This is a genomic window from Microbacterium sp. Bi98 (genome assembly GCF_918698045.1).
Taxonomy (GTDB): domain Bacteria; phylum Actinomycetota; class Actinomycetes; order Actinomycetales; family Microbacteriaceae; genus Microbacterium.
The window spans coordinates 630,476-650,446 of the sequence record NZ_CAKKLK010000001.1 but is presented as its reverse complement, the minus strand read 5'-3'; the positions used below and the strand labels follow the sequence as shown (position 1 = coordinate 650,446).

At 62.3% G+C, this 19,971-nt stretch carries 16 protein-coding genes and 1 pseudogene; 11 read left to right on the top strand and 6 right to left on the bottom strand.

Annotation, left to right across the window (positions count from 1 at the left end):
* Positions 1-27: 27 nt before the first annotated feature.
* The 3 genes from rarD to LQZ85_RS03210 all read right to left on the bottom strand — a co-directional run bounded on the left by rarD (position 28) and on the right by LQZ85_RS03210 (position 2,734).
* Positions 28-933: an EamA family transporter RarD gene (gene rarD, locus LQZ85_RS03215; protein WP_290368288.1), complete on the bottom strand. Its 906-nt coding sequence runs from the start codon at positions 931-933 to the stop codon at positions 28-30.
* Positions 934-1,123: 190 nt separating this feature from the next.
* Complete coding sequence (locus LQZ85_RS17935) at positions 1,124-1,336, bottom strand: uracil-DNA glycosylase family protein (protein WP_082586652.1); 213 nt, start codon at positions 1,334-1,336, stop codon at positions 1,124-1,126.
* Positions 1,337-1,522: 186 nt separating this feature from the next.
* Entirely contained in the window at positions 1,523-2,734 is a 1,212-nt protein-coding gene (locus LQZ85_RS03210) for an ROK family protein (protein WP_230100452.1), read from the bottom strand.
* Positions 2,735-3,110: 376 nt separating this feature from the next.
* Here LQZ85_RS03210 and LQZ85_RS03205 point away from each other — a divergent pair, with 376 nt between their 5' ends.
* From LQZ85_RS03205 to LQZ85_RS17930, 6 genes and pseudogenes are all read left to right on the top strand, one after another.
* Entirely contained in the window at positions 3,111-4,511 is a 1,401-nt protein-coding gene (locus LQZ85_RS03205; protein ID WP_056279447.1) for an extracellular solute-binding protein, read from the top strand.
* A 64-nt stretch (positions 4,512-4,575) separates the two neighbouring features.
* On the top strand, positions 4,576-5,568 hold the full coding sequence (locus LQZ85_RS03200; protein ID WP_056279449.1) for a sugar ABC transporter permease: 993 nt from the start codon (positions 4,576-4,578) through the stop codon (positions 5,566-5,568).
* The gene (locus LQZ85_RS03195; protein WP_056279450.1) at positions 5,568-6,443 is read left to right on the top strand and encodes a carbohydrate ABC transporter permease; all 876 of its coding nucleotides are present in this window, start codon (positions 5,568-5,570) and stop codon (positions 6,441-6,443) included. The genes LQZ85_RS03200 and LQZ85_RS03195 overlap by 1 nt, the downstream gene beginning before the upstream one ends.
* Positions 6,443-7,819, top strand: a complete 1,377-nt coding sequence (locus LQZ85_RS03190; RefSeq protein ID WP_056279452.1) for an alpha-L-fucosidase — start codon at positions 6,443-6,445, stop codon at positions 7,817-7,819. The genes LQZ85_RS03195 and LQZ85_RS03190 overlap by 1 nt, the downstream gene beginning before the upstream one ends.
* Positions 7,812-10,835, top strand: coding sequence for a glycoside hydrolase family 2 TIM barrel-domain containing protein (locus LQZ85_RS03185; RefSeq protein WP_162253859.1), 3,024 nt, complete (start codon positions 7,812-7,814; stop codon positions 10,833-10,835). The genes LQZ85_RS03190 and LQZ85_RS03185 overlap by 8 nt, the downstream gene beginning before the upstream one ends.
* A gap of 162 nt (positions 10,836-10,997) precedes the next feature.
* Positions 10,998-11,135: pseudogene (locus LQZ85_RS17930) on the top strand (winged helix-turn-helix domain-containing protein); the annotation flags it as partial.
* Positions 11,136-11,369: 234 nt separating this feature from the next.
* Here the strand turns inward: LQZ85_RS17930 and LQZ85_RS03180 are convergent.
* Complete coding sequence (locus LQZ85_RS03180; RefSeq protein ID WP_056279456.1) at positions 11,370-11,654, bottom strand: hypothetical protein; 285 nt, start codon at positions 11,652-11,654, stop codon at positions 11,370-11,372.
* 610 nt (positions 11,655-12,264) lie between these two features.
* On the opposite strand from LQZ85_RS03180, the gene LQZ85_RS03175 reads away from it, so the two are divergent.
* Positions 12,265-13,644 carry an ROK family transcriptional regulator gene (locus LQZ85_RS03175; RefSeq protein WP_157538261.1) on the top strand — a complete coding sequence of 460 codons (1,380 nt, stop codon included), beginning with the start codon at positions 12,265-12,267 and terminating at the stop codon, positions 13,642-13,644.
* A gap of 81 nt (positions 13,645-13,725) precedes the next feature.
* Here the strand turns inward: LQZ85_RS03175 and LQZ85_RS03170 are convergent, their stop codons facing one another.
* Both LQZ85_RS03170 and LQZ85_RS03165 read right to left on the bottom strand, forming a co-directional pair.
* A complete protein-coding gene (locus tag LQZ85_RS03170; protein WP_162253861.1) occupies positions 13,726-16,131 on the bottom strand; it encodes a right-handed parallel beta-helix repeat-containing protein in 2,406 nt (801 codons plus the stop codon).
* 778 nt (positions 16,132-16,909) lie between these two features.
* Positions 16,910-17,239, bottom strand: coding sequence for a TraR/DksA family transcriptional regulator (locus tag LQZ85_RS03165; protein WP_056279462.1), 330 nt, complete (start codon positions 17,237-17,239; stop codon positions 16,910-16,912).
* 526 nt (positions 17,240-17,765) lie between these two features.
* Between LQZ85_RS03165 and LQZ85_RS03160 the strand changes: the two genes are divergently transcribed.
* The 4 genes from LQZ85_RS03160 (at position 17,766) to LQZ85_RS03145 (ending at position 19,716) form a co-directional block, all read left to right on the top strand.
* Entirely contained in the window at positions 17,766-17,972 is a 207-nt protein-coding gene (locus tag LQZ85_RS03160; RefSeq protein WP_056279464.1) for a hypothetical protein, read from the top strand.
* 329 nt (positions 17,973-18,301) lie between these two features.
* Entirely contained in the window at positions 18,302-18,466 is a 165-nt protein-coding gene (locus LQZ85_RS03155; protein WP_230100451.1) for a hypothetical protein, read from the top strand.
* Between the two features lie 330 nt (positions 18,467-18,796).
* Positions 18,797-19,345 carry a DUF488 domain-containing protein gene (locus LQZ85_RS03150; protein ID WP_056280232.1) on the top strand — a complete coding sequence of 183 codons (549 nt, stop codon included), beginning with the start codon at positions 18,797-18,799 and terminating at the stop codon, positions 19,343-19,345.
* 56 nt (positions 19,346-19,401) lie between these two features.
* Positions 19,402-19,716, top strand: a complete 315-nt coding sequence (locus tag LQZ85_RS03145; protein WP_056280235.1) for a hypothetical protein — start codon at positions 19,402-19,404, stop codon at positions 19,714-19,716.
* Positions 19,717-19,971 lie beyond the last annotated feature (255 nt).

The following is a 19,971-nucleotide window of genomic DNA, read 5'->3' as shown; positions in this document are numbered from 1 at the left end:
GACCGCGCCGCGGCTTCGTTCGCTCTATCACTGCGACTCGGACGATCCGATGTCGCTGCTAGGCCCCGTCGAGGGGAAGCGCTTGTTTCGCGACGCCCTCGCGGTCTCGATGCCCAGCAGGCACAACGCAACGGCGATCGGTCCGTAGACGAGAAGGTCGACAACCGACAGAGGTTCCCCGAGAAGCACGATCGACACCGCCACGAGTAGCAGAGGCTCAACATAGGTCAGGAGACCGAAAAGCCCGAAAGGAAGCAACTCACTCGCGCGGAGGTAGAGGAGCAAAGCAAAGGCACTGACCAGCCCGATTACAAGCAGCCCCACGATGATCCTCGGACCATCGGTGGTCGGCCATGTGTGCCAGATGCTCAAGCACACGGCGATAGGGAGCAGAACTGCCAGTTCCAGCCCCAGGGCTCCTGGACTGCTCAGATCAAAGCGGGCACGGAGTTCGAAGTACACGGGATAGCCGAGCGCGACGACCATCGTTGCCGGCGAGATTCCTCCAGCCAGCACAATCGCGCTTGCTACCCCTGCGGCTGCGACCACGACGGAAGCAAGCCGCAGAGGGCGCAATGATTCACCATGGATCACACGTCCGGTGACGACCATCATCAGCGGAAGAAGCAGGTAGCCGAGCGCCACCTCTAATCCGTGTCCGGAGATCGGCGCCCATCCGAAGATCCAGAGCTGCACCCCCAGCAACAGCCCGTTGCAGAGGATGACCAGCAGCAGCGCGGGGCGGCGACGAACTCGTCCGAGGATTCTGAGGAGATCCTGCGACTTTCGCGAGACGAGGAAAGCCAGGACCACCAGTGGAATAGTGATGAAGACGCGCCAAGCAAAGATGCTGTCCGCCCCCAGCGGAGTCACCAGTGGCGGAAGGTAGAACAGGACGCCAAAGAGCACGGATGCGGTCACAGATGCGACCACTCCAACTCGAGTGCTTTCTTTTGCGTCGATCAGGCCCTCCGAAGCCAACTGGACCGCACCACGATGTCAGCTTGGCCCTCTGCTATTCTCGTCTCTCCTTGTGCTTCGAACCCGTCGATGCAATAGGGCGGGAGGTTGCTCGATCAGCTAGGCCCAGCGACACCGTTGAGCCGGAACCCACAGGGGGGTCTCACCGCAGGGCAGTGTCGATGTGTTGACGCAGATCTTTTACGACGTCCGTGACGAACCAGGGGTTCCTGGCATGCCAGCGAAAGTTGAGCGGCGAGGGATGTACTAGCGGGAACCGTTCGGAAAGAAACTTTTGATAGTTCCGCACTGTGTTGGTCAGGGTCTCGGCGCTCGTGATCGGTAAGTAGCCCTGCTGCGCGTGTCGTCCGACCATAGGGCCAACCGCATCTCGGACATCAGTCCACAGTGGCGAGTGCTAGCAGACCGTGAACCCTCGACCCGCGGCGCGTCTCCGGAACCGCCACGCCCTTGTACGGGGTAGTGGAAGCCCATCGAGAAGGGAGCAGACTATCGAGACCATGAATTCTGTACCGGTAGGGGCACAACGTTGAGAACGGGTCTAATCAGCTCGAACTCTGCCACCCCACCTGTTGTCTCGGGCTTTCGAGCGGCCGAGCTCCAGTGCTCCGTGGAGCTCTGGATCTTCAGATATCCGGCCGATGCACACGCTCGCCTGCAGCGGTGACATCTTGGTGAACTCCTTCTCCACACGTTGCGCGAGTTCTGCGCCTCCGGCGATGGCGGTGGCGCCCTGTAGGACGAATAGCCCCGGGTCGACGACCGAGGCGATCGAGGCGCAGGCCACGGCGATGCGGCGGGCGACCTCGGTGAGGTATGCCTGTGACTGCTCATTGATCGACTGAACAGCTTTGCGCAAGAGAGTCCCAGGGGCTCCTGCGGGGAGGCCTAGATCTGTCGCGAGCGTGCGAAGCCCGGCGGCCCCAATAAGTCCCTGCAGATCGCCGTCGAATCCACCCGCACGTGGGCTAACCGGGAGCATGGGTGCGCCAGGCAAGGGTGTATAGCCGATCTGCCCTGCGGCTCCTGAAGCCCCGGGAATCGGAGATCCATCGATCATGAGGCAAGCTCCGACCCCGGCTCCAATCCAGAGCAGGGCGAACGTTCGCCGGTTCCGCAGGGGCTCGAACTGACCTTCGGCGAGTGCTGCCAGTTGGACGCCGTTGAGCATCTCGACGGGAGTTGGGACCTGGGCTGTCAGAGGTGCGAGCAGTTTGCCCTCCAGGCGGGGGAGGTCCCAAGAAAACCCCAGGTCTCCCGATGAAGGGTTCACAATACCGGGGACACCGATCACTGTTCGTGCCATACGATCCAGGGGCACTCCCGCCTGAAGCCGTGACACTTCGATCGCATCGGCGATCTGATCCGCGAGCGGACGGCGATCGACGCGGCGGGATATTGTCTCAACCGCCGGTCCCCCGGCGATATCACCGAGGGCAGCGGTGATCCGGCGATCGCGAACGTTTGCGCCGGCGACAAAGCTGCGGCCGGCAACAAGTCCGTACAAGATCGCGCGCGGGCCGGGCCGCGTCTGCCGGGTCTCGCCAACGACCTGAATATGTCCGGCATCCTCGAGCCTCTTAAAGACATCGATCGCCGTAGGTTGTGCGATGCCCAGTGCATCACGAACCTGAGGGCGACTCATCGCGCCGTGTGCGGCGATCAGGTCGAGAACCTTTCGCTCTTTGATCTGGCGCGGCGGGGTAGCGGTGCTTCGTGAGCCGCTTTCAGCGGACGTGGACTGTGACGACATTGATGCTCGTTCCGCGAAGGACGTTTGTACAGGATCCTAACGCGCCGAATCCATTGAGGTTGGCTGGCGGGCGTGAGGCGGGAAGATCCGATCGAACGCTGGTTCAACTAGTAGTTTTTTAGTTACGAATCTACTGGTTAGAGCTAGAAGTCCGCTCCACAGGCGAGATTCAGCAGGTGAGGGACCTGGTATCAAGTCACTAGGTTACCTAATCGTGATATAAAAAGATCGGATGTCTGTTGAAACGCAGCCGTCTAAACAAATAATCTGTTCCTGCGATCCCGAGCCGAATCGGGCCGCCTGAAGTGACAAGGACGTCATCCTCCATGACGGTCAACCGATGAATCCCCGCGCCACACGCGCCTGAAGGAGAGCCATGAAGAGAATCCCCGCTGTCGCCAGCGGCACGGCATTGATCGCCGTTGCTGGCCTAGTACTGGTCGGATGTACTGGAGCTACCGGAAACACTGCGGACGGGGATCAGATCCCCGCTCCCGATGTGAACTGTGAGGTTCCTGCTGTCAACCTCGATGATTCGACGGTCGACACCGATGAGATCGAGGGTGAGATCACCTTCATGACACAGGGCCTCAAAGGCTCTTTCGATGATTTTTTCACGGCGCAGATCGAGGAGTTCGAAGCCGCGAATCCCGGCACCACGATCACATGGACCGACATGGGTGGGGATGCCGACTTCGACACCAAGATGGTGACGCAGGCGGCCAACTGCTCGATGGCGGATGTGATCAACGTGCCGTCCTCCACGATTCTCGCCCTGTCACAGGCGAACCTGCTTCTGGACTACGACACCAAGGCTCCGGGCATCGGAGACAAGTTCGTCCCGACGGTGTGGGACTCGATCGGGCTCGGTCACGATGGCGCACATACCGCGCTTCCATGGTACTGGGGCCCCTTCATCACGACCTACAACAAGGCGGTATTCGAGCGTGCCGGTCTGGACCCCGAGACCCCTCCCGCTGACATGGGTGAGTATTTCGAGTACGCCCACGCGATCGCGGATGCTGACAACGGGGACTACGCGATCTACGGCAACACCGACTGGTACCTGCTCAACCAGTGGCGCAACATGGGCGTCGAGATGATGAACGAAGACGCCACCGAGTTCACGTTCGCCGACGACGACCGCGCTCTCGAATGGGTCACGCAGATGGCTGATCTCTACGAGAAGGGCGGGATCCCGAAGGACTCCATCATCGGAGATCTTGATCAGTCCAAGGCCTACAACGCCGGCAACCTTGCCTTCGGCACTCCGAACGCCTCGTTCCTGCGCAGTGTGAAGGAGAACAATGCCGAGGTGTACAGCGTGACGGGCGTCGGACCCGACACCGTGCCCACCGGAGAGGACTTCCTATTCTCCGGTCAGTACATCGGAGTGTCAGTGACGACGGAGAATTCCCCTCTCGCCGTGGCGTGGGCCGAGCACATCACCTCCGCCGAGCAGGAGCTCGCGTGGGTGAACTACGGCATCGAGACCGAGACCACCGTCATCTTCCCCGTCGCCACCGATGCGCTCGATCAGCTGCAAGCGGCGGACGACACCAGCACCGACCCGATGGACCAGGCGCGTGCGGTCGCGGCAGAAGAGGCACAGAAATCTACGGCGTACGCCCCGGACTTCTATGTCACGGGTGCCGTGCAGCGTGCGCTCGTCGACAACATCAACCTGGCGATCGCCGGCCAGGCTGATCCCGAAGAAGCGCTTGTAGCCGCAGAGGCAGAGATGAACTCTCTGCTGACACGTCTCCTCGCCGACTGATCTCACGGGGTGGGCGCCGTCTCGGTCGCCCACCCCGTGATGCGCACGAGAAAAGTAGGCCCGCATGTCTCTCCTCCACGAAGCCGAACAACCGGCTCCGGCGCGCGAGCGCACCCCTCGGCCGCGTCAGGGCGCGGCATCCGCCCGCAACGGTCGCGACCTGAACGGCGCTGCCCGGTTCCGCCCGGCCTGGGTGCCGTGGCTGTGGTTGATCGCCCCGATCGGAGTCATCACGGCTTTCTACCTCTACCCGTTCGCGAACATCCTGTTCCTGTCGTTCACCGACGCGAGCCCGCTGTCGGGTCGGGGCGCCTTCGTCGGCCTAGAGAACTACGTCTTCCTGGTGAACGATCCCGGATTCTGGAATGCGGTCGGCAACTCCCTCGTGTATGCGATCTGCGTCGTTCCATTGATGGTGATCCTGCCCTTGCTACTCGCCCTGCTGCTGAAGGACAAGGTCCCCGGCATCGGCGTCTTCCGCGCGCTGTTCTACATTCCGGCGATCAGTTCGCTCGTCGTCGTCTCACTGGCATGGACGGCGTTACTCAAGGATGACGGCGCGATCAACAACCTCATGATCGACCTGAACCTCATCGACGATCCGCTGCCGTTCCTCACGGGGCGCTGGTTCCTACTCTTCTCCGCGATGGCCGTCACCATCTGGCAGGGGCTGCCGTACTACATGATCCTGTACCTGGCCGCCCTGTCGAACGTCGACCGGTCGCTGTACGAGGCGGCCGCGATGGACGGCGCGGGGCCAGTGCGTCGCTTCTTCACCGTGACGGTTCCCGGCGTGCGCGTCATGCTCTCGCTCGTGGGGATCCTGTCGATGATCGGTTCGATCAAGATCTTCACCGAGGTGTATCTGCTCTCCAACGGGTCCGGCGGCATCGGCGGGCAGTCCGAGACGCTCACGATGTACATCCGCGCAGTGGGCCTCGACCCCACCTACGGTTCGCTCGGCCAGGGTGCGGCCGGTTCCGTCTTCCTCTTCCTCCTCACGCTGGGCCTGCTCCTGATGAGCCAGCGTCTCAATCGAAAGGCGGAGGAGCAGTGATGTCCACCGCGATCCGTCCACCTCGTCGCCGCCGTTCGACGTCGTTCGGGACCGTCACCGGAAACGCGCTCGTGCGCCGGTACATCATGCTCGTCGTCGTCGGACTCCTGCTGCTCGGTCCGCTGTTCCTGCCTCTGCTCGCCGCCTTCAAGGCACCGGGGGAGCCGGTCTTCGGGCAAGGAGCGACGCTGTTCCCTCAGGAGTGGTCGTTCGCGGCATTCGTCGACCTGTTCACGCGCACTCAGATCCTCCGCTCCATCGGCAACTCGCTCATCGTCTGTCTGCTGACCGTCGTGTCCTCCCTCCTGTTGGCCACGGTTGGCGGATACATGCTGTCTCGACGCGGATGGGCCGGCCGCGGGATCGCCCTCGTGGTGGTGCTGGCGACGATGATCTTCCCATTCGAGTCGATCATGCTATCGCTGTACGCCCAGGTGCGTGGGCTCGGCCTCTACGACACCCTGCCCGGAATCTGGCTGCCGATGATGCTCGGGGCGTTCCATCTGCTGCTGATGCGCGCTGCGTTCCTCGGGATTCCCGACGAGGTCGAGGACGCCGCCTTCCTCGACGGCGCCGGCGAATGGCAGCGATTCTGGCGCGTCTTCCTGCCGCAGGTGAAGGGCTCTTTGACGATCGTCGCGCTGACAGCGTTCATCGCGGCATGGCAGGACTACCTCTGGCCGCTGCTCATCACCCAGTCCGCCGAGAACACGACCATGATGCTCGCGATCGCGCAGCTGCAGTCATCCTTCGGAACGGACTATCGGGTCGTGCTCGCCGGAGCGATCACCGCACTCGTCCCGATCGCGTTGGTGTTCTTCTTCGCGCAGAAACATTTCTTTCGCGGAATTGAAGAGGGAGGACTGAAGTTCTGATGGCTGAGAACGCTACTCCGGAGGCGCCCCGCATCGAGGGCGTCGAGATCGACCTGGGCATCGAAGTGGTCGACTACGTCTGGCCCGCGAACGAACGCACGCGCGCTGCCCTCGAGCACTGGCAGGACCTGAAGGTGGGTGTGCTCATGCATTGGGGCATTTACTCACACGTGGGGCAGGCCGGATCCTGGTCATTGCACCGGGACCACCTCGGCGACTTCACCGACCCGCCCGCGGACTGGGTGGGTTCGGACGCGGAGTACCACGACTGGTATCGCGATCAGGCACGTTCGTTCCGCGGGCAGGACTACCACGCGGTGGAATGGGCGGCTGCCTGTGCAGGCAGCGGGGCGCGGTACATGATCTTCACCGCGAAGCACCACGACGGGTTCGCGATGTACGACACCCGCTTCTCGAACTTCAAGGCGACGTCGGAGGAGAGTGGACTCGGACGCGACGTTCTGCGCGAGACGTTCGATGCGTTCCGTGCCAAAGAGATGGAGGTGGGGGTCTACTTCTCGAAGGCGGACTGGAACCATCCCGGGTACTGGGACCGCGCGCTCCCGATCACAGATCGCTTCCACAACTACGACCGCAGTGAACGCCCGGGCCAGTGGCAGTCGTTCGTCGACTTCACGCAGGCGCAGATCGACGAGCTGATGACGAGGTACGGACGTGTCAACGCGCTCTGGCTGGACGCCGGATGGGTGCGCGAACCCGTCGAACCGATCGGGATGGCAGCGATCGCAGAAGCTTCCCTCGCGGCGCAGCCGGATCTTCTCATCGTCGATCGCACCGTGCACGGTCCACACGAGATGTACCGCACGCCGGAGGAGGTAATCCCGCCGCGCAAAATGGACACCCCCTGGGAGTCGTGCATCCCGATGACGGATCACTGGTGCTCCGTAGTGCTCGATGAGGAGGCCCGACCGTTCGCCGACATCCTGCGGGAGCTCGCTCAGGTTGTCACTCGTGGTGGCAACTACCTCATCGGTGTCGGCCCGGATGCGACCGGTCGCCTGTCACGCTCCGTCGCCGAACGCCTCGCCCAGCTCGGCGAGTGGCTCGAGGTCAACGGTGACGCAGTGTACGGCACTCGACCGTCGACGCTGGCGATCGAGTCAACAGACCTCGCCTGGGCGACCACGAGCAGCGGTGGCCTCACCTATGCGTTCGGGATCGCCCGGCAGGGCGCGTCGACGCCGGAGCAGACCATCACTCTGCCTGAGGGCTTCATCGGCGCCCGGCGGCTGGGCGACGGTGCTCTCCCGGTCGACGACACCGGTCGTGGCGCCGTCGTGCGTGTTCCTGCGACCGACGCTTCGGTGGTCGTGATCGTGCTCGAAAGCGGGGGGAGTGAGTCGGCGGTTGGCTGAGTTCACCATTCCCGCGCCCGATCCGACACGCGTGGTGACACCGTCGGCGCGGGTATCGACCGATGCACCGGAGCTCACCCTCGACGGGGAGTGGGGTTTTCGACTGATCGGGAGACCGGAGACAGTCGGCACCATACGGGTTCCGTCGCATTGGGTGCTGCCGGCGAATGCGGGCCGGGGCAATCCGATCTACACGAACCTCGTCTATCCGATCCCCGTCGCGCCGCCTCACGTGCCCGATGACAATCCGACCGCCGAGTACGTACGAGTCGTGGAAGTCCCCGCGGAGTGGACCGGCTCAGGACGGATGCTTCTGCGCACGGACGGCGTCGAGTCCTCCGCCGAGTTCTTCATCAACGGCGTCGCGGCGGGATCCCGCCTCGGGTCGCGACTGGTGCATGAACTTGACGTCACGGATCTGATGACGGCGGGGGAGAACGAGGTGCGCATCGTCGTCCGGCAGTGGTCGGTCGGCACCTACCTCGAAGATCAGGATCAGTGGTGGCTGCCGGGCATCTTCCGGGACGTCACCCTTCGCCATCGTCCACGCGGCTGTCTCGACGATGTCTGGATCGATGCCTCCTACGACGCCGGCCTGAAGGAGGGGTGGATTCGCCCGGAGTTCCGTGCGGCGGTCGAGAGCTGGCCGATCCGCCTGCGGGTTCCGTCATTGGAGATCGACGTCGAGTACGGCGATGCCGCAGAGGTCCGCGAGATCCGTGTTCCGGCGGTGCGGCCGTGGTCCGACGAAGATCCAGCGCGGTATGAGGTGATCATCTCCTCGTCGGGTGAGGAAGTGCGCCTGTCGACCGGTTTCCGCTCGGTGCAGGTCCGAGACGGGGTGCTGCTGGCGAACGGTCGCCCGCTGAAGCTGCGCGGGGTCAATCGCCATGAGATCCACGCCGAGCGCGGCCGGGTGTTCGATGAGGCGGACGCGCGTGCCGACCTCGAGCTGATGAAGCGGCACAACGTCAATGCCATCCGCACGGCCCACTACCCCCCGCACCCGCGGCTGCTGGATCTGGCCGACGAGTACGGGCTGTGGGTGATGCTCGAATGCGATCTCGAGACGCACGGCTTCGAGTTGGTCGACTGGCAGGGCAACCCCTCGGATGATCCGGCGTGGTCAGCCCACTTTATGGACCGCATTGTGCGCACCGTAGAACGCGACAAGAATCACCCATGCGTATTCTCCTGGTCGCTCGGAAACGAGAGCGGGGAAGGACGTAACCTCGCGATGATCGCCGAATGGGCCGCAGAGCGCGACCCCAGTCGACTCGTCCACTATGAGGGCGACCACCGTGCCGCATACACGCAGCTGTACTCCCGTATGTACCCGGCGCTCGAGGAGGTTCAAGCTTTTCTGTCCGACTCAGGACCGATCGCCGCGGCTCATCACCCATCCGCCTGCGTGGATGCGGAAGAAGCCGCCCGAGCGCGTCGCCTGCCCTACATCCTCGTAGAATATCTGCACGCCATGGGCACGGGGCCGGGCGGCATTGCCGACTATCACCGGCTGATCTCCGCCGAGCCCCGGATCGCGGGCGGCTTCGTTTGGGAGTGGCGCGACCACGCGCTGAGCGCTCACACCGCAGACGGTGAGAGTTATTTAGCGTACGGCGGTGATTTCGGCGAGGAGCTGCACGACGGGACATTCATCGCGGATGGCCTGATCTCCGCCGAGGGAGTACCCTCATCAGGACTCCTCGAATGGGCCCAGTGCGTCGCTCCCATCCGAGTTGAATCGGGCGAGGGGCGCGCTCGCGTGGGGTCGACACTTCAGCACGGAGCAGCAGTCGTGGACGTGCTTTGGCGGATCGAGGCCGACGGCCACGTTATCGATTCTGGTTCCGTCCGTTCGTTGCAGGTCGCCCCGGACACCGTGACCCCCGTCCCGGTTAAGCCTGACCTCGTCACTGCTCTATCGCGGGCAGCGACATTGCACGCGCAGGAAGCATGGATGACTTGGGAGGTCCGTCACAGCGGGGAAGCTCCGAAATGGCTTCGTGGCGCGGTGATACATCGCACACAAGAGAGATTGGACTATCCCGCGCAGCCTCGGGCTGATCGAGAAGGGACCAAACCCCAGCTCGCATTGAACGAGCAATCATGTCTGCAGAGACACCCGGGCGGGCTCGAGACAGCAGTCTTCGGAACCGTGCAAATTGATCGCAGGACAGGTTCGATACTCCGGATCGGTGCATTGAACGTTTCCGACGCTGGCCTAACCGTCTGGCGTGCTCCTACCGATAACGACCGTGGCCATGGTGCCATTGACTATCTCGATCATGCTCCTCAGGAAACGCTCGGCGCTGGCGCCGGACAAAGGGGGCCCTCATCGGCTGACAGATGGTTGGAGGCAGGCCTCAATCGTCTTGTGCCGTCCACGGTCGCCGCCACGGACGATGGCGTAGCCGCCACCACCCGAACACTCTGGGCGGCCGCGGGCACAAACACCGCGATCGAATGTGTTCGTCGATGGACGACTGTGCGCGAGGGCGTCGCTACGCTACAGCTTGAGGTCCGACCGATTGGTGCTTGGAACGTATTTTGGCCGCGGATCGGCGTTCATCTCCAACTGCCGAAGCACCGTTGGGATGCGGAATGGTTTGGCCTTGGCCCTCACGAGAGCTATCCGGACATGCGGGAGTCGACATACGTAGGCAGGCATCGCCTGCCGATCGCGGAACTAACGCCTCCTCAGGTACATCCCCAGGAAGCGGGTCACCGCTCTGATATCGGAGAGATCGTGTTGTCGGCCCCTGAGATGTCTGAGCGCGTGCGGATTCGACGTGTCGCAGGAGAACTCGGCTTCAGTCTCCGCTCGTGGAGCCCCATGGAGATCACCGCTGCTAAACATCCATATGAGCTGCCTCCGCCACGCAGCGCCCATCTCATCCTCGATCTGGCGATGCATGGCCTCGGTTCGCGGTCATGCGGGCCCGATGTGCGTCCGGAGTATCAACTGAGGCCGCGTCGACTCGGCGTCACCCTAGAGTTCTCGACCAGTGGGTAGGATCACAGCCCGTATGCGAAGGAGCAGAGAGATCTCAGAAACAATGCCGCACACGGACATCTGAGTCTGTGCCGACCTGTTCGAACGATGTCCGTCAACGGTCAGCAAGAGACGTTTCATGAGTGACGGTATTGATCTCGTAGCCGTCACGGAGAACAGCAGGTGAGCCGCGCAGCCAGCCGTGAGGCCATTCTACGAGCCATGATGACCGACGCACCCCTCAGCCGCGCGGACCTTGCGAGGCAGACAGGTTTTTCTCGGCCCACCGTGTCAGAGCTTGTCAAGGAACTGATCACCGAGGGTGCCGTCAGGGAAGGTGCGCGAACGCAGCCTATTGGTCCGGGCAAGCCTGGCACTCTCCTCGATTTCGACTTGAACGTGACACAGGTCATCGCCTTCGATCTCAGCGACACTACGCGCCTATCTGGGGCTCTCGCGCTCCCGGATGGGCGGCTCCGAAGTGCCGTGTTCAAGGATCATCCAAACGGGAGGGATGACGATCTTGAGGCCGTGATAGTCGAGGTTGCAGCGATGCTACTGCGCCAAGTCGATGGTCGCGCCCTCGGTGTGGGAATCGGCGCGCCCGGTGGGCACTCCCGTTACGGTGGCCTCGGTGAGCGGCTTGCAGAGAGGCTCGGTATAGACGTATTCGTCGGAGACGACGCCGATCTTGCAGCGGACGCCGAGATGGTGTTCGGCGCCGCTGCAGCACCGTTTCTCCTCGTTCGGCTGGGAGCGCGAGTCCGAACCGCGGTCCGCGTTCACATCGGAGACCCAGTAAGCTGTTTCGCGCTCGGGCCCGCACGTGAACTCCCGCATATTGTGACCGGGAGAAGCAGTGATGCAACATGCGATTGCGCGCGCTCGGGTTGCGTCCACCATTGGTCATCCGCCCCTACCGTCTCGAGGCGACTGCTCGCGCGGCCTGTCAGCGATCATGGCCGAGTTCTGCGCGAGGCCGGTGCGCATCTGGGAGTTCCACTGGCAGTCCTCTCGTCGACGCTCGGATCGCCGAAAATTGTTCTTAGCGGACCCGCCAGCATGCTTCGGCGCGACCTAAGCGATGCAATCGCCTCGACGCTGTTGACTCTGGCTGATTGCCAACCCAATCCCGTCGTTCAATGCAGCTCATTGAAACAGGCCGTCCTTCAGGGTGCTGCAGTTCGTATGATTGCCCAGCGATTCGGTCAAGGTTGAGGGCTTCGGCGTCCGTCCCCGCGAACAGCGCGTTGATCATCAGCGCCCAAGCTGCGCATCAGATCCGGTGACACATCAGATATGACTTCACCAAACAGGCCGCCGGGATCGCCAGGATCGGAGCAGCCATCGTTACAACCGACGAATCAGACCATCGCACGCTACGCCAACACAAGATCTCGGCGAACTGCGCGAAGGCCGCCATGTTCGGGTGCGCGTCCTCGGCGGTTCCTTGAACGACACCACTCCGGGACCGAGCGATGACATCGCAGCAGCTGACAGCACGCTCGATCCTTCAGCGAACGTGCGTTACCCTGAACCGAGAACACGCAGGACTCGAGAGGCGAACGTAGAGAGCTCGATGGACCGTCAGCCAGGAACGTCGGGGAAGAGTTTTCACGGAATGCCCGGGAGTGCCCGTCTGCTGAATGATCGGATTGCGCTCGAGCTTTTCGCCCAACATGGCAGCCTGAGTCGCACACAATTGCGGGACATGATGGGTGTTACCCAGCCGACAGCAATTGACCTCGTTCGACGCCTCACCGAGGCGGGCATGTTGACGAAGCTTAAGCAGGAGGTTCAGTCACGACGCGGTCCGAAGACTGCCGTGTTTGGCCTGGCGTCTGGAGAGCACTTCATTGCGGCAGTGAACGTTCGCGACCGTTTCATCGGTGTACTAATCGCGGACATCACGGGCGGACCCTCAGTCGCGTCAGCAGATCGCCGGATCGACGATCGCCCGCTCGCGCGGCAGATACACGCCGCCGTCGAGGCCTTGCTCTTGAGCGTGGGGCTTGGATGGGAACGGGTGGTCCAAACAATTGTCGGCGTACCGGGCGTCGTAAATCTCGCCACGGGCGATCTCGGCTTCTCGTGGGATTTGCGTAATCTGAGTGGGAGCCTGTTGTCCTCGTTGCAAGCGGTTGTCAGCTCGCCTGTCCAGCTAGTAAACGGCGTAGACCTGGCGGCGGTCGCCGAAGGTACACGAGCAGATCTGCAACAGCGGTCGATCTTCGCCCTCCTTTGGATCGGCACCGGCGTCGGCTCATGTCTGATGGTAAATGGGACACCGCTCAGGGGGGCGTCTGGCGCCGCCGGTCAGATCGGGTATACGCCGGTCCCGGAGGCGCCGATGCCCCAGGTTCGGCCTCGTACCGGCGGGTTCCAGGGGGATCTCCAAGCATTAATCGGCGGGCAGGGGCTCCGTGCGCTTGCAAAGAAAGTTGGGCTACCGAGCCAGAGCGTGCCCACATTGCTGCGGCAAGGAGCTGGGCCAGCTGACCATCTCTTTCAGGTCTACTTCAATGAAGTCGCGCGCAGGATCGCGATCGCGTGCGCGTCCATGGCATCGGTCGTCGATCCCGGTGTCTTTGTTCTTCAGGGGTCGACTGCGATGGCGGGAGGAGCCGAGCTCGCGCAGCGGGTGCAAGACAGATTTACAGAGATCTCGCCGCTGAGCGCCACCGTGAGACCGGGTGCATACCAGGAGCATGCCGAGCTCGAAGGCGGTATTGAACTCGGACGCAAGCTGGCTCGTGATGCGATCTGGGGAGGTGGAGAAGTCTTGCGACAGCGACGTTCAAACTCGGCTCAACCTTTTATCGTTCCCTGACCTGCTGTCATCGATCGCACGCTACCCCGCACCACGACAGTCCGGGTGCGGGGTAGCGGAACTCGCGATTGCGCTAACGGGTTAGGAATAGATATCGAAGCGATCGATAACCACATACGTCCCAGAGGCCGAGCCGTTCTTGGTGCCCAGTGCCCTAACCTTCAGGGTGTGTGTTCCTGACGCCAGGATCGGCGTCGTGAAGACGGACACCGCACCGATACGAGAAGCAGAGTAGAGATCGATGATGACTTCAGGTCCGCCGTCGACTGAAACGCCGACTCGCCCTTCATTCGCGTCCTTGACCGCGAAGAACGCGGCCTGTGTGCCCGAGAATGTTAGCGTTGCGGTCGCGCCGACGGTCGCAGACCAGTGGTTTGAGTTGAGGTACTGGGGAGGATTGCCCTGGGCGCCGCTGCATGGTTTGCAGCTGCTCCATCCGCTCGAATAGGTGAGGCTGTTAGCTCCGCTTGCAGTGAACGTGTCGTCTACGGTGACGGGTACCCGCGTGACCTCAGCACGGTCGAGCAGTACCCAGTTGCCGGTGGATGCGGCGCCATGGGTCCCTGTGACCTGGACGGTTACCGTGTGGGAGCCGGGCGCGAGTTCATTCGAGGTAAAGACTGGTCTGTCGCCCAGCCGGGAGTAGCCGTAGAGGTCGATGTTCTGCGCGGGGCCTCCGTCGATGGAAACGGCAGCGATTCCCGCATCCGGCGCGATGACCGCACGAAGCGTGATTCGTGTGCCGACAAAGGTCATCGATGCGGTTGAACCCGTAGTCTGGGAGTAGCTGTTGCTCTGATTGAACTGCGACTTGACTGAGGAGTCACCAGCGCACGGGTTGCAGTGTCCCCAGTTCCCCTGATAGTTCCACTGACGGTTGGCCGTACCGGTGACTGAGTCGTCAACTGCGAGGCCGGTCATTGCGTGCTGCGGGGCGGAGACACCCGCACCAGCGTACGCGCCAATATTCGGCGGTTCCGTCGTGCTGATGGTGTTGCCGAAGTAGTCCGTGGCCGGCGCTCCCGGAACCAAAACTCCGGTTCCGAGCGCGGGGGAGGACGGGCGCAGTTTGTATTCAGGTGCGTTAATCGTGGTCGCGGTGCCGGGCGCAACGAGTAGCGGATCGGCGGTGATGAGGTTGGAGTCAGACGGGTCGGCGCCAGTGTGATTGCCGAAGATCAGATTGTTGCTGTACGAGGCGATCGGGTCGAAGGAGCCTGTTCCCCAGTTCACGAACAAGTTGTTCGTGAAAGTAGTGTTCGTGGGGGCGCCCGCTTGGACCTTTTCAACAGGTTTCGTCGAAGAGCCGGGAGAGATGAAGACCGTGTTGTTATAGATCTTCATATTGTCGACAGCGTTGTAGAACGCAAAGGCCGCACCGCCATCGTTTTGGCTAACGTTGTACCGGACAATGCCATTCGACTGTAGAAAGAACTGCATGAAACCGACCGGGTTGTCATGCGAGTAGTTGTACTGGAACACGCCGTCAGTGATGCCCCAGTCGAAGTCGTAGGCGAATCCATCACCCCCGAGGGTGGACTGCCCCGAGACTTCGTTGTACTGGAACACGGGACGGACGCTCAAAGCACCCCAAATGCCCGCGTCGGCGGTCGAGCGGGTTCCGCTGTTGGTAACTTTGCTGTGCTCGACGACGCCGTCAGTCGTGTTCGCCATCATGATGCCGTTGCCGCCTGCGTTGTCGACAGTGACACGGTTCACGCGCACGTTGATAGCGCGCGCGTCGTTGTTTCGCGTGTTGATCCGGATCCCCGCGTCGTCGACGGTCTTGATGTCCACATCCTGAATCAGGAGGTTGTCGACCCGCGACGTTGCACTGTCCGCGCGACCAGTCACGATGATGCCACCGTCACCGGGCTCCACCCAGCCATTGTTGCCACCGTTGTATGGAACGCCGCTGATGTCATGAATGGTGAGGTCTGTAAGCGAGATGCCCGTGAGTGGCGTGGTGAGCGCGTTATCGATGACAATCCCGCTACGAAGAGCGGCAGTAGCCGAGCGGTTGGAGATATCGAGATTTCGAAAGCTCAGGTTCGAGTTGCGGGTTATCACGATGGTGCCAGGTTGCGCGCCAGCGCCGTTGATTGCGGGAGGGTTGCCGGTACCGTACGCCCCGAAGACGATGGGCGCTGCTTGGGATCCTGACGACGTCGGTGCCAGCTGTCCAGTCCAGGAGTCGCCTGACTCGAAGAGGACGGCGTCGCCGGGATTGAGAACGGCGGCGTTAACCTTCGTAAGCGAGCGCCACGGTGTCGTGCTTGAAGTACCGGACGCTGCATCGTTGCCCGACTCGGAAACGTAATAGGTCGTAGTTGCGGCTGCTGCGGAATCGGCGCCGGTGGTGGCTGACAGGAAGGCCCCGACGAGCAGACTTGCTGTTGCGAGTGCAACAGCTGACCGCGAACGGAGCATCAGGGCGGGTCTCGCGACTCGCGCCTCGGGCGACAATCTTATTCTTTCAGCACTCACTGAAACTCCTCATCGAGTTGCACTACGGGTAGCCGCTTGGCCGGACCCAGTTTTCTAGTAGGAGCCTTACTTGTCAACACCACGAACCAAGTTCCGCGTGAATCGCGAACGCAAACGCAAACGCTGATCCCCTCCTCGCGTTCGACCAGCGTTACGCTGCGGCCCGACCCTCCGGCGAACTAGGGCGTGTCTGACGATGCCTTGGTTCAGGCATGACGTCGTTCAACACGACGGCGGAACGGTAGATCACGGCGTGCTGTGGTAGCGAGTGGCGGGATCGCCACTACTTGAAGTATCGGCGCTCGATCACATTCCGGATCGAGGCGAACCTCCTGCCCGGATGGCTTGTCCGGGTCAGTGGTGTCCGTCCACGGCGGGTTGTGAGTGATGCCTACCCTCAGGTCGCCGCCCTGTACATCGCGGAGCGTGCCGTCCACGTCCGCGGGCACCCCGGTGCACCCCGAGAGCATCATCACGACCGCGACAACACCAACGACCGCGGTCGCACTCCACCGGTGTGCGATTGACATGTGATTCCCATCTATTCTTGTCTGCGCGCGTCCTGCGCCGCTCGCGCATACCCTTACGCGCTCAGGCTGCGATCGCGTGGACCTCATCCCTAGGGAGGCTCAGCGGCCCGCCGGGCGGCTTGTTGTTTCGGAATCGCGCATCCTCTTGCTCCGAATGTGAGGTCGCGCCGAGGGTTCGTTGATGAATGACGACTACTCGGATTCCTCTGGGGTCCGGGTGGACCGAGGGGATCTCGATCGGTTTACAACTACGCGGCTTCGGCATGGTTCTGACAATCGATACAGGCGGAAGCGTGAGGGACGACTTCGAGACGTGCCGGCGCGATCTGGCCACCGCATCGTGCGCACTGGCCGTAGGTGCCCGCGTCGAGCCGGTTCAGAGCCGCGCTGATCTGTTGGATCGTGAGACGGTGTGCTTCTGCCGTCTGGTAGGCGACCGGGTCGATGGTCGGCAGCGCGCGGGGCTCGAGGTCCTGGAGTAGTGTCAGGCGTTCCTCGAGTCGTTGCTCGAGGTGCTTCTGGATGGCCGCGGTGTCGGGGGTGGTGACCGCAATCTCGGGGGTGGTGTGGGTTGTCATGACTGCTCCTTTGGGTACAAAAAAAGCGCCGCTGCTGCGACGCGCTGGATGACCGGATAGCCCTGAAGGGTCTACGGCGAAGCAGCGCGGAGAGCGGACCGGAAAAGCAGGTCGCCGCCGCTGCTTCGACGGGGCGGAAGAACCTCGTGCCGCGCGCCCGCAAAGTCGACCACGCTCGCCAGCACAGACGCGTCCACAAGACGCTCCGAGTGAGTGCGGTCAACGACGGTGGTCATGGCCCTCACCATAGCCGCACCTACAGAAAAAGCAAGTCGCCATCACGCACAGGAGAGCCGGTTGCATTAACCCCGGTCCTGGCTATGGTGAGGGCATGATACCCAGCACCTTCTGTCGCGATTCTTTCGCAGAGTTGGCTGCTGCTTTCCTTCTCGCGGTGCCGTTTCCGTTCGGGGACGCGCGGTGGTTACTACGCGTTCGACGGGCTCCGCCGGGAAACGAGTAGCCCTCGTTACCGTGCGCGCTGTGTGTCTTTGCGTCGCGCTCCACGCCGGATCTAAGGAAAGCCATGACCATTGAACACAACCCGGCGCTGCTCATCGAGCGAGCCACGACAGCACGCATCACAGCTCTGCAAGACACGCTCCGTGGCCTCCGCCAGGAACACGAATCTGCAGTCAATCAGCGCGTCCACGCGGACGTGCACCGCCGCCATGCCAACAACGACGGGACGAAGGAAGTCCTCATCGACGAGGTGGGACTTACATGCGGCTGACAGAGAGACGGCGCGCGCGCATCATCGAGGTAATCGGCGACCCATTGCGATGCTTGAACGTCATTGCAGAAACTAACGCCACCTCCCAGTACTCGCCAGATCTGCGCGTTGTTGGAGTAGACGGAAGCAGTGCCCAGAGCAAGGCCGCTTTCGCGGCCGTGCTCCGGAGCCATAAACGGAATGCGTCACGCATCCCCGCGTCGGTGTCCCACGTCATTGCTGTCGTAGAGCCCCCGGCCCAGAACGAACCATGGGCCTTCGCGAACGTGCACAGATGGGCCATGTCCATTCATCGGCGCATCCAACGTGCACGAGGAATCGATGCCGACGTGACCGTGCTTCTGGTGGACAGGGACACTTATCCGGACCTCATCCTCGAGCGGATCGAGGAGCTTGCGCAGCGGCCCCCCGGAGTGAACCCTGCCGCGGTACACACCATGCGTGAGATCCGCTCATGCTCCATCGCGCAGGCGTCGACCAACGATTTCATCTGAGACATCAAATCCGGGCACAGCAATGCGATTGTGTCCGCTCAGGAGCCGAGTTGACTTCCCCTGGAAGACGGCTACGGTCAGTGGTTCATGCGCCAGCCACATAGGGGAAGCGAGTACCGATGTCCGGTAAGTCACCAAGCACACGTGGAGCGAAGAAGGCTCCTCAACTGTCGATCAAGGAAAAACGAGCGGCGAAACGCGAGAAGCGCGAACCGGACGTCTTCCTCAAGCCACGCAAGGGAGCGACCCGCTGACCGCCTGGCCGGGGGCTCCTTGGGTGCGAGGAGCCCCCGGCCAGTCAGCCCTATCTCGCAACGTTCCAGGAGCATGATGCAACAGCCGACAGTGTTCACCATTGGTCATTCCACGCACCCCATCGACGAGTTCATCACCCTGCTGCGAAACAACGGGGTCCAACAACTCGTCGACGTGCGAACCGTTCCCGGCTCACGGCACAACCCGCAGTTCGGAGCGCAGGCCCTCGAACAAAGCCTGAACGAAGCCGACCTGGGGTATGCGCGGATGGAGGAACTCGGCGGACTGCGACACACGCCGGCGAAAGTGGAGAGCGTCAACGGCGCGTGGCGTAACAAGAGCTTCCGAAGCTACGCCGACTACATGCAAACTGAGCCTTTTACTCGCGGAATAGACGCCCTGATCGCCCTCGCTAGAGAGAACAGTGTGGCGATCATGTGTGCGGAAGCAGTGCCGTGGCGCTGCCACCGATCCCTGATCGCCGACGCGTTGCTCGTTCGTCACCTCACCGTGAAAGACATCATGAGCGCCACCTCCACCAAACCGCACACTCTCACCTCCTTCGCCAAGGTGAACGGTCAACGGCTGTGGTATCCGCCCACTAACCTGACAGAGCAACCGTGAACATGTGCACGCCTTCGGATAGCTGAGACCACTTCAAAGAATGGATGTTGTCCGCCATGGGCACACTTCACTACGGCGGGTCGGAGGCCTCGATCTATATCGAGGAGCGCGCCCTCGCACATCTCAAAGTCGTGGTCGCGACCAAGCTGCGCCGCAACGAATCGTTCACCCTGTCGTGGCTGCATCCCGAAGGAGACGTAGAAGGGCTCAGCACCATCTGGTTGCACCCCTCCATCCCGCTTCGTTTCACCTTCGACGAGCTCGAGACCCCGCAGCTCAAAATGCGGTGGGTCCAAGCGCTCATGCAATCGGCGAACAGTTCCGGAGGCATAACGTTCCTCGAAGAGGTGCTGGAAACGCCGACGGGGTGACTGCCACAGGTTCGGACCGGCTAGTCTGGCCCGTCGTGCATCTCTTGCACGCACGTGAACGATCCGCACGACCTAACTCGCGGTAGCAGAAACAGATCGGTCGACAGGCAGGCCGAAAACATGAACGGTCGAGTCAGCGGAGTCAGCGGAGTCAGCGGAGTCAGCTGCGTCCGAGGCGGTTGCCCTCTCGAAACGTTGAGTTCCCCAGAACCGAGGCTCCGAGAGGGCTCGTCACAAGAAAACGTGACACCGCCT

What these genes read in the sequence shown, in the direction of transcription:
- LQZ85_RS03160 (WP_056279464.1), top strand. Translation starts at nt 17,766, where the DNA reads ATGACCATTGAACACAACCCGGCGCTGCTCATCGAGCGAGCCACGACA.
- LQZ85_RS03180 (WP_056279456.1), bottom strand. Translation starts at nt 11,654, where the DNA reads ATGCGGGAGTTCACGTGCGGGCCCGAGCGCGAAACAGCTTACTGGGTC.
- LQZ85_RS03210 (WP_230100452.1), bottom strand. Translation starts at nt 2,734, where the DNA reads ATGTCGTCACAGTCCACGTCCGCTGAAAGCGGCTCACGAAGCACCGCT.
- LQZ85_RS03200 (WP_056279449.1), top strand. Translation starts at nt 4,576, where the DNA reads ATGTCTCTCCTCCACGAAGCCGAACAACCGGCTCCGGCGCGCGAGCGC.
- LQZ85_RS03190 (WP_056279452.1), top strand. Translation starts at nt 6,443, where the DNA reads ATGGCTGAGAACGCTACTCCGGAGGCGCCCCGCATCGAGGGCGTCGAG.
- LQZ85_RS17935 (WP_082586652.1), bottom strand. Translation starts at nt 1,336, where the DNA reads ATGGTCGGACGACACGCGCAGCAGGGCTACTTACCGATCACGAGCGCC.
- LQZ85_RS03145 (WP_056280235.1), top strand. Translation starts at nt 19,402, where the DNA reads ATGGGCACACTTCACTACGGCGGGTCGGAGGCCTCGATCTATATCGAG.
- LQZ85_RS03205 (WP_056279447.1), top strand. Translation starts at nt 3,111, where the DNA reads ATGAAGAGAATCCCCGCTGTCGCCAGCGGCACGGCATTGATCGCCGTT.
- LQZ85_RS03165 (WP_056279462.1), bottom strand. Translation starts at nt 17,239, where the DNA reads ATGACAACCCACACCACCCCCGAGATTGCGGTCACCACCCCCGACACC.
- LQZ85_RS03150 (WP_056280232.1), top strand. Translation starts at nt 18,797, where the DNA reads ATGCAACAGCCGACAGTGTTCACCATTGGTCATTCCACGCACCCCATC.
- LQZ85_RS03195 (WP_056279450.1), top strand. Translation starts at nt 5,568, where the DNA reads ATGTCCACCGCGATCCGTCCACCTCGTCGCCGCCGTTCGACGTCGTTC.